Origin of the sequence: Rhodopseudomonas sp. AAP120, from assembly GCF_001295845.1 — a bacterium.
GTDB lineage: Bacteria > Pseudomonadota > Alphaproteobacteria > Rhizobiales > Xanthobacteraceae > Rhodopseudomonas.
In genome coordinates this window covers 1-11,148 of record NZ_LJIC01000030.1, presented here as the reverse complement: position 1 = coordinate 11,148, position 11,148 = coordinate 1, and the positions used below count along the sequence as shown (strand labels likewise).

General features: G+C 65.1%; 10 protein-coding genes. 5 read left to right on the top strand and 5 right to left on the bottom strand.

Features of this window, described 5'->3' with window-relative positions; all coding sequences use genetic code 11:
- Positions 1-118: 118 nt before the first annotated feature.
- From IP86_RS06355 to fahA, 5 genes are all read left to right on the top strand, one after another.
- Entirely contained in the window at positions 119-340 is a 222-nt protein-coding gene (locus tag IP86_RS06355) for a DUF2783 domain-containing protein (protein ID WP_054161678.1), read from the top strand.
- A 221-nt stretch (positions 341-561) separates the two neighbouring features.
- Positions 562-1,515, top strand: a complete 954-nt coding sequence (locus tag IP86_RS06350) for an MBL fold metallo-hydrolase (RefSeq protein ID WP_054161677.1) — start codon at positions 562-564, stop codon at positions 1,513-1,515.
- Between the two features lie 54 nt (positions 1,516-1,569).
- Positions 1,570-2,916 (top strand): homogentisate 1,2-dioxygenase, encoded by a 1,347-nt coding sequence (gene hmgA / locus IP86_RS06345; protein ID WP_054161676.1) that lies wholly within the window; start codon positions 1,570-1,572, stop codon positions 2,914-2,916.
- Positions 2,913-3,578: a maleylacetoacetate isomerase gene (gene maiA, locus IP86_RS06340; protein WP_054161675.1), complete on the top strand. Its 666-nt coding sequence runs from the start codon at positions 2,913-2,915 to the stop codon at positions 3,576-3,578. Before hmgA ends, maiA begins: the two co-directional genes overlap by 4 nt.
- Positions 3,579-3,705: 127 nt before the next feature.
- Positions 3,706-4,974 (top strand): fumarylacetoacetase, encoded by a 1,269-nt coding sequence (gene fahA, locus IP86_RS06335; protein ID WP_054161674.1) that lies wholly within the window; start codon positions 3,706-3,708, stop codon positions 4,972-4,974.
- 168 nt (positions 4,975-5,142) lie between these two features.
- Here fahA and IP86_RS06330 read toward each other — a convergent pair whose 3' ends face one another.
- The 5 genes from IP86_RS06330 to IP86_RS29215 all read right to left on the bottom strand — a co-directional run.
- Positions 5,143-6,252 carry a CaiB/BaiF CoA transferase family protein gene (locus tag IP86_RS06330; RefSeq protein WP_054161679.1) on the bottom strand — a complete coding sequence of 370 codons (1,110 nt, stop codon included), beginning with the start codon at positions 6,250-6,252 and terminating at the stop codon, positions 5,143-5,145.
- A 185-nt stretch (positions 6,253-6,437) separates the two neighbouring features.
- Positions 6,438-7,238: an FAD binding domain-containing protein gene (locus IP86_RS06325; protein ID WP_054161673.1), complete on the bottom strand. Its 801-nt coding sequence runs from the start codon at positions 7,236-7,238 to the stop codon at positions 6,438-6,440.
- A gap of 153 nt (positions 7,239-7,391) precedes the next feature.
- Positions 7,392-9,746 carry a xanthine dehydrogenase family protein molybdopterin-binding subunit gene (locus IP86_RS06320; protein WP_054161672.1) on the bottom strand — a complete coding sequence of 785 codons (2,355 nt, stop codon included), beginning with the start codon at positions 9,744-9,746 and terminating at the stop codon, positions 7,392-7,394.
- 108 nt (positions 9,747-9,854) lie between these two features.
- A complete protein-coding gene (locus IP86_RS06315; protein ID WP_054161671.1) occupies positions 9,855-10,340 on the bottom strand; it encodes a (2Fe-2S)-binding protein in 486 nt (161 codons plus the stop codon).
- A gap of 607 nt (positions 10,341-10,947) precedes the next feature.
- Positions 10,948-11,148, bottom strand: a 201-nt coding sequence (locus tag IP86_RS29215; protein WP_210168166.1) for a hypothetical protein, incomplete at its 5' end; no start/stop codon positions are given.

The window sequence follows — 11,148 nt, the reverse complement described above, 5'->3', positions numbered from 1 at the left end:
GGGGGGGGGGGCGTCTCCATACGGCCGAGCCTCTGCGACCCGCGGAGGCACCCCCTCACCCCAGCCCTCTCCCCGCACGCGGGGAGAGGGAGCGCGCTGCGTCGCGGGGAGGCGTGCGATGACTATTGCGCTGTCGACAACGAGCAACTTCCCAGATCCGGACGCCGCCTACCGGCTGATCGTCGAGGCGCATCGCGGCATCAGTGACGAGCACAGCGCCGCGCTCGACGCTGCTCTGGTGCTGATCCTCGCCAACCACATCGGCGACCTCGCCGTGCTGCGTGACGCCGTGACGCTGGCGAAGCGGCGGGTGGTGGATGAAGCGCAGGCCGGATTGTGAGGGAGCGGGACGCGAAATTTGAGGTTCGCCGAGAGCAAGGCCTCCGAGTTCGTCATTCCGGGATGCGCGCCTCGGCGCGCAGGCCCGGAATCCATACTCCCGGCGGTGGTTATGGATTCCGGGCTCGCGCTGCGCGCGCCCCGGAATGACGAACGAGAGATACTGCCAGCTACGCAAGAACGCAACGCATCGAACTAATCGACCAACACTAAGGACCACACATGGCCAAGGGTTTCGCCTCCACCACCGACCTCGCCGAGAAGAAGGTGACGTTCTCCGAGATCGGGCCCGATCTCTACGCCTTCACCGCGGAGGGCGATCCGAATTCGGCGGTGATCGTCGGCGAGGACGGCTGCCTGGTGTTCGATGCGCAGGCGACGCCGGCGATGGCCAACAAGGTGATCGAACGCGTCCGCGCCGTCACCGACAAGCCGATCAAATACGTCGTGCTGTCGCATTATCACGCGGTGCGCGTGCTCGGCGCTTCAGCCTACGGCGCCGAAGGTATCGTCGCCTCGCAGGAAACTTATCGGCTGATCGAGGAGCGCGGCCAGCAGGATTGGGATTCCGAATACGGCCGCTTCCCGCGGCTGTTCCAGGACGCCGAGAGCATTCCGGGCCTGACCTGGCCGACGCTGGCGTTCGACGGCGAGATGTCGATCTATCTCGGCAAGCGCGAGGTGCGGCTGATGCAGCTCGGCGCCGGGCATACGTCGGGCGACATCGTCGCCTGGGTGCCGGACGCGGAGGTGATGTTCACCGGCGACCTCGTCGAGTATCACTCGGCCTGCTATTGCGGCGACGCTTACTTGCGCGAATGGCCGGCGACGCTGAACGAGATCCGCGACTTCAACCCGAAGGCGATCGCGCCCGGCCGCGGCGACGCGCTGCAGGGGCTCGAGACCACACGCGAGGCGATCGCGATGACGCGCGACTTCGTCGGCACGCTGTACGGCGCTGCCGAAATCTCGGTCGCCAAGGGCCGCAGCCTCAAGGAAACCTGGGATGCGACCCGCGAGAAGATGGATCCGAAGTTTTCCAGCTTCGCGATTTACGAACATTGCCTGCCGTTCAACGTGTCGCGCGCGTTCGACGAAGCCTCGGGCATCGACGATCCGGTGATCTGGACCGCCGAGCGCGACCGCGAAATGTGGGCCGCCTTGCAGGGCGGCTGATATCACTCATCGTCCCGGCGCACCGGGAGCATCCCAGACCGATCGGAGGATGACATGAACATCAATGCCGCACCGCAGATCCTCGGCCACGGGTCGCAGGGCATCACACCCGGCTACATGTCGGGCTTCGGCAATTCGTTCGAGACCGAGGCGCTCCCCGGTGCACTGCCGATCGGCCGCAACTCGCCGCAACGCGCCGCTTACGGCCTCTACGCCGAGCAACTCTCAGGCTCGCCGTTCACGGCGCCACGCGGTGCCAACGAGCGCTCGTGGCTGTATCGCATCCGCCCGTCGGTGAAGCACTCCGGCCGCTTCGCCAAAGCGGAGTGCGGGCTGTGGCGCTCGGCGCCGTGCTTCGAATACGACATGCCGATCGCGCAGCTGCGCTGGGACGCGCCGCCGATGCCGCAGGAGGAGCTGACGTTCCTGCAGGGCGTGCGGACGATGACGACGGCCGGCGACGTCAACACCCAGGCCGGCATGGCGACGCATATGTATCTGATCACCAAGTCGATGGTCGATCAGCACTTCTACGATGCCGACGGCGAGTTGATGTTCGTGCCGCAGCAGGGCAGCCTGCGGCTGGTCACCGAGTTCGGCATCATCAGCATCGAGCCGGCCGAGATCGCCGTGATCCCGCGCGGCGTCAAATTCCGGGTCGAACTGATCGATGGTCCGGCACGCGGTTATCTGTGCGAGAACTATGGCGGCGCCTTCACGCTGCCGGAGCGTGGCCCGATCGGCGCCAATTGCCTGGCTAATTCGCGCGATTTTCTGACGCCGGTCGCCGCCTATGAGGACAAGGACACTCCGACCGAGCTCTACGTCAAGTGGGGCGGGTCGATGTACATGACGAAGCTGCCGCATTCGCCGATCGACGTCGTTGCCTGGCACGGCAACTACGCGCCGTATAAATACGATCTGCGGACCTATTCGCCGGTCGGCGCGATCGGCTTCGATCATCCCGATCCGTCGATCTTCACGGTGCTGACCTCGCCGTCGGAAACGCCTGGCACCGCGAACATCGACTTCGTCATCTTCCCGGAGCGGTGGATGGTGGCGGAGAATACGTTCCGGCCGCCGTGGTATCACATGAATATCATGTCGGAGTTTATGGGCCTGATCTACGGCGTCTACGACGCCAAGCCGCAGGGCTTCGTCCCAGGCGGCGCATCGCTGCACAACATGATGCTGCCGCACGGGCCGGATCGCGAGGCGTTCGATCATGCGTCGAACGGCGAGCTGAAGCCGGTGAAGCTGACCGGCACGCTGGCCTTCATGTTCGAGACCCGCTATCCGCAGCGCGTCACCGAGTACGCGGCGAGCGCCGGCACGCTGCAGGACGACTACGCCGATTGCTGGCGCGGTCTCGAAAAGCGCTTCGATCCGACCCGCCCATGACGCGCACCGCTTCGCAGGACGAGCACGATGGCGCTGTATTGTACGGCTACTTCCGCTCGTCTGCCGCCTACCGGGTTCGCATCGCGCTGAACCTGAAGGGCCTCGCCGTCGCCGAACGCTACGTGCATCTGCGCAATGGCGAGCAGAACCTCGAAGCCTATCGCTGGATCAATCCGGCCGGGCTGGTGCCGTATTGGCGCGAGGGCGAGTTCGACCTCGCGCAGTCATTGGCGATCATCGAGTATCTCGACGAGACCCATCCCGAGCCGCCGCTGCTGCCGAAGGAGGCCAAGGCCCGCGCGATCGTCCGCGAGATCGCCTATGCGGTCGCTTGCGACATCCATCCGATCGGCAATCTGCGCATTCTCAAGCGCCTCACCGAACTCGGTGTCGACGAAGTCGAGCGTGCGCGCTGGTCGAAGCAGTGGATCGAACAAGGGTTCGCGGCGATCGAGGCGCGGCTGGCGCAGACGCCGGGGCCGTTCGCCTATGGCGACCAGCCGACGCTCGCCGATCTCTGCCTCGTTCCGCAAATCTTCAACGCCCGCCGCTTCGACGCCGACCTCGCCCCGTTCGAACGCATCCGTCAGATCGAGGCCGAGGCGATGAAGGTCGAGGCCTTCGTGGCGGCTGAGCCGGGGCGGCAGCCGGATGCGGAGTAGCTATTTTCGTCATTGCGAGCGCAGCGAAGCAATCCAGCGCCACGCGCGCGGTGTGGATTGCTTCGTCGCTTCGCTCCTCGCAATGACGGACAGATCAACATCATTTCATTCAGGATCCTAGCCTCCCATGCACCCCAACGATCCGCGTCTTCGCTCCTTCATCGATGTGAAGAGCGACTGCGATTTCCCGATTCAGAACCTTCCCTACGGCGTGTTCTCGACCGCAACCAACCCTACGCCGCGGGTTGGCGTCGCGATCAGCGATCAGGTGCTGGATCTGGCGGCCTTGCAGAACGCCAAGCTGCTCGACCTGCCGGACGGCATCTTTGCACAGCCGTCGATCAATGCCTTCATGGCGCTCGGTCCTGTGGTGTGGAGCAAGACCAGGGCGCGGATCAGCGAGTTGCTGCGGCATGACACTGCGGAGTTGCGCGACAACGGCGCACTTTGCAAGCAGGCGCTGATCCGGATAGCGGAGGTGAAGCTGCATCTGCCGCTGCGCGTCGAAGGCTTCACCGACTTCTATTCGTCGAAGGAGCACGCCACCAATGTCGGCACGATGTTCCGCGACAAATCCAATCCGCTGCTGCCGAACTGGCTGCATATCCCGATCGGCTACAACGGCCGCGCCTCGACCGTGGTGGTCAGTGGCACAAAGATTCATCGCCCGCGCGGTCAGCTCAAACCGCCATCGGCGGAGATGCCGAGCTTCGGGCCGTGCAAGCGGCTCGATTTCGAACTCGAGATCGGCGTGGTGGTCGGGCAGTCATCGCCGATGGGATCGATGCTGACGGAAGTCCAGGCCGAAGCGATGATCTTCGGCTTCACGCTGCTCAACGACTGGAGCGCGCGCGACATTCAGCAGTGGGAATACGTGCCGCTCGGGCCGTTCCAGGCCAAGGCATTCGCCACCTCGATCAGCCCGTGGATCGTCACCCGCGAGGCGCTGGAGCCATTTCGCGTGAGTGGCCCCCCGCAGGACCCGACACCGCTGCCGTATCTGCAGCAGCAGGGCGCCAACAACTACGACATGGCGCTGGAAGTGGCGCTGCGAACGTCGGCGATGAATGCGCCGGCGCGGATCAGCGCCACCAACTTCAAGTACATGTACTGGTCGTCAGTGCAGCAGCTGGTGCACCACGCCTCCAGCGGCTGCGCGATGAGCGTCGGCGATCTGCTCGGCTCCGGCACGGTGTCCGGGCCTACGAAGGATCAGCTCGGCAGCCTGCTGGAGTTGAGCTGGAACGGAGCGGAGCCGGTGCAACTGCCCGGCGGCGAAGCGCGCGGCTTTCTCGAAGACGGCGACTCGCTGGTGATGCGCGGCTGGTGCCAGGCGGACGGTTATCGCGTCGGCTTCGGCGAGGTCGAGGGGACTGTGCTGGCGGCGGGCAGCTAAAGCCTACATCCCGTGTCCCGGACAAGGCGCGGCGCAGTGCGCCGTGCCGCAGATCCGGGACCCCGGTTACTTCGCCGCAGTCGGAACCGGGGCCCCGGATCTGCTGCGCACTTCGCCGCTGCGCGGCGCAGTGCGCTTTGTCCGGGGCACGTATTTTGGATTCGCGATTTACTTCCCGCTCCATTCCTTCGCGAGCGCGGCCAAATCCGTCTTGATCGGCGCCCGCACCGTGGACGGCGTGCGCAGGAAGCGCGGGGCCGGGGCCGGTTGCGTATGGCCTTCGTGCTTGATGAACACCTCCCGCGCCACCATGTGCGGATGCTTGGTGGCTTCCGACATCGTCAGCACCGGGGCGAAGCAGACGTCGGTGCCTTCCATCAGCTTGCACCATTCGTCGCGCGTCTTGGACTTGAACACAGCGACCAGCTTCTGCTTCAGCTCCGGCCAGTTCTTCGGATCCATCTGGCCATCGTATTGCGCGTCGGTGAGGCCGGCGAGTTCGCGCAGCAGGGCGTAGAACTGCGGCTCGATCGAGCCGATCGAGATGAAGTGTCCGTCCTTGCATTCGTAGGTGCCGTAGAAATGCGCGCCGCCGTCCAGCATGTTGCTCTCGCGCGCTTCCTTCCAGCGGCCGGCGGCGGTCATATCGAAGAACATCGTGATCAGCGAGGCGGCACCGTCGCACATCGCGGCGTCGACAACCTGGCCCTTGCCGGAGCGCTTGGCTTCGAGCAGCGCGGCCAAGATGCCGACGACGAGATACAGCGAGCCGCCGCCGAAATCGCCGACCAGGTTGAGCGGCGGCACCGGCTTGTCGGCCGGGCCGATCGCCGCCAGCGCACCAGTGATCGAGATGTAGTTGATGTCGTGGCCGGCGGCCTGTGCCAGCGGACCGGTCTGGCCCCAGCCGGTCATGCGGCCGTACACCAGCTTGGGATTGCGGCCGAGCACGACGTCGGGGCCGAGGCCGAGCCGCTCCATCACGCCGGGCCGATAGCCTTCGATCAGCGCGTCGGCCTGATCGAGCAGCGTCATCACGCCAGCGACCGACTCCTTGTTCTTGAGATCGACCTCGACGACCTTGCGGCCGCGCGCGGCGGCGCCCTGCGGCTTCTGCCCGGCGCGCACCAGCGTGATCACCTCGGCGCCCATGTCGGCCAGCAGCATCGCGCCGAACGGGCCCGGACCGATGCCAGCGAATTCGACGATGCGGATGCCGGCGAGCGGGCCGCCGGCGGCGGTCTGCGTCTTGGCGGAGGGCGAGGCTGACTGTTGCACCTTGGGTGTCCTTTTGTTGTTGTCCGCGCGAGCGGAGCGTTGTCGTCGCGGCGAAATCACCACGGCGGCCGGGCGAAGAGCAAGCGGCTTTTCAGCGCAGCGCTGCATGCGGCCATGATGCGGCGGTGCAATAACGCAAGACGGCGCGCTCGTGGCGCGCCGTCTGCCGTGAAGTGGAATTAGCTTCAGCCGGCGGACTCGACCGCGCGCTGTGCCATCACCTTGATCAGGTTTGCCCGATAGTCCGAGGTGCCGTGAATGTCCTCGATCAGGCCGGCATCCGAAACCTTGACGCCGTCGAGCGCGGAGGCTGACCAGTTCGCCTTCAGCGCGTCTTCGATCACCGGCACCCGCATCACGCCGTTCTGCGATGCGCCGGTGGCGGCGACGCGGATCTCACCGGACTTCAGCTTGGCGACGAACACGCCGGTCAGCGCGAAGCGCGACGCCGGGTTGCGCATCTTGGAGTAACCGGCCTTCTCCGGAACTGGGAACGAGATCGCGGTGATGATCTCGTTGTCTTCGAGCGCCGTCATGAACAGGCCCTTGAAGAACTGATCGGCCGGGATCTCCCGCTTGTTGGTCTTCACCGTTGCGTTGAGCGCCAGCACCGCGGCCGGATAGTCCGCGGCCGGATCGTTGGTGGCGACCGAGCCGCCGATCGTGCCGCGATAGCGCACCGCCGGATCGCCCAGCACCGAGGTGAGATGCGCGATCGCCGGGATGGTGCGCTTCACGTCGGCATTGCTGAGAATGTCGTAATAGGTCGTCGCCGCCTTGATGGTCAGCGTATCGCCGCTGGTCTCGATGCCGATCAGGCCCGGGATCTTGGCGATGTCGATGACATCGCTCGGCGCGGTGAGGCGCTGCTTCATCACCGGCAGCAGAGTATGGCCGCCGGCTAGAAATTTCGGATCGCTACCCTTGCCGTAAAGCGCGATCGCTTCGTCGACGCTGGAGGCGCGGTGATAGTTGGTCGAATACATGGATATCTCCTGTCAGAGATCGAATTGCTATTTTCCAAGAAGCCCTCCGTCATTGCGAGGAGGCGAAGCCGACGAAGCAATCCAGCGCGGGGCACTGGGCTTCTGGATTGCTTCGCTTCGCTCGCAATGACGGGGGCTCCACTCCGTTGCCCGTTACTCCGCCGCCTGCTGCAGCTGCATCGCGTGCCAGACGCGGTCGGGCGTCGCCGGCATTTCCAGCCGGTTGGTGCCGATCGCGTCGGTGATGGCGTTGATCACCGCCGCCGACGCGCCGATCGCGCCGGCTTCGCCGCAGCCCTTGATGCCGAGCGGATTGCCCGGGCACAGCGTCGTGGTGTGCGAGACGTTGAACATCGGCACGTCCTCGGCGCGCGGCATCGCGTAGTCCATGAACGACGCGGTGACGAGCTGGCCGCTGTCGTCGTAGATCGCCTGTTCCAGGATCGCCTGACCGATGCCTTGCACGAGGCCGCCATGGACCTGGCCCTCGACGATCATCGGGTTGATCAGCCGGCCGAAATCGTCGACCGCCACGAAGTTGACGAACGACGTCTTGCCGGTGCCCGGATCGACTTCGACCTCGCACAGATAGGAGCCGGCCGGGAAGGTGAAGTTGGTCGGATCGTAGAACGCGCTCTCCTTCAGGCCCGGCTCCATGCCGTCCGGCAGGTTGTGTGCCGTATAGGCGGCGAGCGCGACCATCGGCAGCGCGATCGACTTGTCGGTGCCGGTGACTTTGAACTCGCCGTTCTCGATGACGATATCGTTCTCCGAGGCTTCGAGCTGATGCGCGGCGATCTTCTTGGCCTTGGATTCTACCTTCTCCATCGCCTTGACGATCGCCGACATGCCGACCGCGCCGGAGCGCGAGCCGTAGGTGCCCATGCCGAATTGCACCTTGTCGGTGTCGCCGTGGACGATCGACACCTGATTGATCGGAATACCGAGCCGGTCTGCGACGAGCTGCGAGAACGTCGTCTCATGGCCCTGGCCGTGGCTGTGCGAGCCGGTCAGGATCTCGATGGTGCCGACCGGATTGACGCGCACTTCCGCGGACTCCCACAGCCCGACGCCGGCGCCGAGCGAGCCGACCGCCTTCGACGGCGCGATACCGCAGGCCTCGATGTAGCAGGAGAAGCCGATCCCGCGCAGCTTGCCCTTGCTCTTGGCTTCGGCCTTGCGGGCCGGGAAGCCCGCATAGTCGATCGCCTTGAGCGCGGCGTCGAGCGACGCGTTGAAGTCGCCGGTGTCGTACGCCATGATCACCGGGGTCTGGTGCGGGAACTGGGTGATGAAGTTCTTGCGCCGCAGTTCGGCCGGATCGACCTTGAGCTGGCGCGCCGCGGTCTCGACCAGCCGCTCGAGCAAGTAGCAGGCTTCCGGCCGGCCGGCGCCGCGATAGGCGTCCACCGGCGTGGTGTTGGTGTAGACGCCGATCACCTCGGCGTAAATCGCCGGGATGTTGTACTGGCCGCTGAGCAGCGTGGCGTACAGATAGGTCGGCACCGAGGACGAGAACAGCGACATGTAGGCGCCGAAATTGGCGTGGGTGGTGACCCGCAGCCCGAGCATCTTGTTGTCGGCGTCGAACGCCATCTCGGCCTTGGAGATATGGTCGCGGCCGTGCGCGTCGGTGAGGAACGCTTCGGAGCGGTCTCCGGTCCACTTCACCGGGCGGCCGGTGCGCTTGGAGGCCCACAGCGCCACCATCTCTTCCGGATAGATGAAGATCTTGGAGCCGAAGCCGCCGCCGACGTCGGGCGCGATCACCCGCAGCTTGTGCTCGGGGGCGACGTTGTAGAACGCCGACAGCACCAGCCGCGCGACATGCGGGTTCTGCGACGTGGTGTAGAGCGTGAAGTGCTCTTCGGCCTCGTCGTAATGGGCGACCGCGGCGCGCGGCTCCATCGCGTTCGGCACCAGGCGGTTGTTGGTCAGCTCGAGCGAGACGACGTTCGCGGCCTTGGCGAAGGCCTCGTTGGTCGCCTTCTGGTCGCCGATCTCCCAATCATAGACGATGTTGCCGGGCGCCTCGGGATGTAGCTGCGCCGCGCCGGGCGCGATCGCGGCCTTGATGTCGGCGACCGGGGGCAGTTCCTCGTAGTCGACCACGACCGCTTCGGCCGCATCACGCGCGAGGTTCTTGCTCTCGGCGATCACCACCGCGACCGCCTGACCGACGAAGCGCACCGTCTCCGGCGCCATCGCCGGCCACGCGCCCATCTTCATCGCCGAGCCGTCCTTGGAGTGGATCGCCCAGCCGCAGATCAGATTGCCGATCTTGTCGTCGACGATCTGCTGGCCGGTCAGTACGTCGATCACGCCCGGCATCGCCTTGGCGGCCGCGACGTCGATGCTCTTGACCTTGGCGTGCGCGTGCGGGCTGCGCACGAAATGCGCATGCGCCATGCCGGTGATCTTGACGTCGTCGACGTAGCGGCCCTTGCCGGTGATGAAGCGTCGGTCTTCCTTGCGAACGACCCTGGCGCCAATTCCCTCGATGCCCATCTGCAGTTTCTCCCTTGGGCTGCTGGTGCCGCGCGCATTCAGGCGTCGCGGGTCGCAGCCATCATTCGAATATGTGGTCGGCGACGAAAACGGATGCGGGTCGGCGGCCTATTCGGCAGCCTGCGCCAGCTTCATGCGGGAGGCGGCGTCGAGCACCGATTTGACGATGTTGTGATAGCCGGTGCAGCGGCAGATGTTGCCTTCGAGCTCCTGGCGCAGCGTGTGCTCGTCGAGGTCGGATCCGTGGCGGTTGACGATGTCGATCGCCGACATGATCATGCCGGGCGTGCAGTAGCCGCACTGCAGCCCGTGATTGTCGCGGAACGCGGCCTGCATCGGGTGCAACTCGTCGCCGCGCGAAATGCCTTCAATGGTGGTGATGGCGGCGCCGTCGACCTGGCCGACCAGCGTGGTGCAGGACTTCACCGCACGGCCGTCGATATGCACCACGCAGGCGCCGCATTGGCTGGTGTCGCAGCCGACATGGGTGCCGGTCAGGTTGAGATGATCGCGCAAGAGATGGACCAGCAGGGTCCTGTCCTCGACCTCCGCGGTTACGGCTTTACCATTCACAGTCAGTGAGACTTTGGACACGCCCGATCCTCCCGGTGGAATTTGTAATTGTTCCAATTAGAAGCACGGCGGCGGAAGTTTGCAACTGGGATTTTTGCGATCCCGGGCCGGAACGGTGGCGATGACAAAGGCGTGACGGGCGCCCGCGTCAGCGCTTTGGACGTCGGAGAGCCTCTGGTTGCCCGCGATGACTGTATGGAGAGCGATGAGTTTGAGGAGGGCAGTGCAACAATTCGGCCGGAGGCGATGAGGCGGTGCTCCAACCAGGCCAAAGCCGTGCGCCCTGATGTAACCCGTCCTTGCCGGGCTCGACCCGGCAATCCATCTTCTTCGCAACATCGCTTACATCACAACAAGCCATCCTTCAGCGCGCTGACGCGCGCGATGGATGCGCGGGTCAAGCCCGCGCATGACGGCGGAGGATGGGGCGGGGCGTTGCCACAAACCCGGTCGTCATCACCCGCGAATGCGGGTGATCCAGTATTGTAGAGCATTGATTTAGGGCAGCCCGGCTGCAACTTGCACACTCCTCACCATCGCCAACGCTCTGGGATACTGGGTCGCCCGCCTGCGCGGGCGATGACGGGGGAGGATGGGGCGAAGCGGTGCCTCACATCGTCGAACCGATTCAATTATCAAACAGCCACGTCATTGAAACAGCGAGTTCGCGTGAACAAGCTGCATCGCGTGTGTAAGCAAACAGCCTCGCGATCAAATCGACCACACCTTCGCGTTCTCGCGGCGCATCGCGCCCGAGGTTTGCTGCATTCCTGTCGCCCTCTTTGGGAAGAGGGCGCGCGGAACGCCGGGTGCCCGATGCACCCGCGGC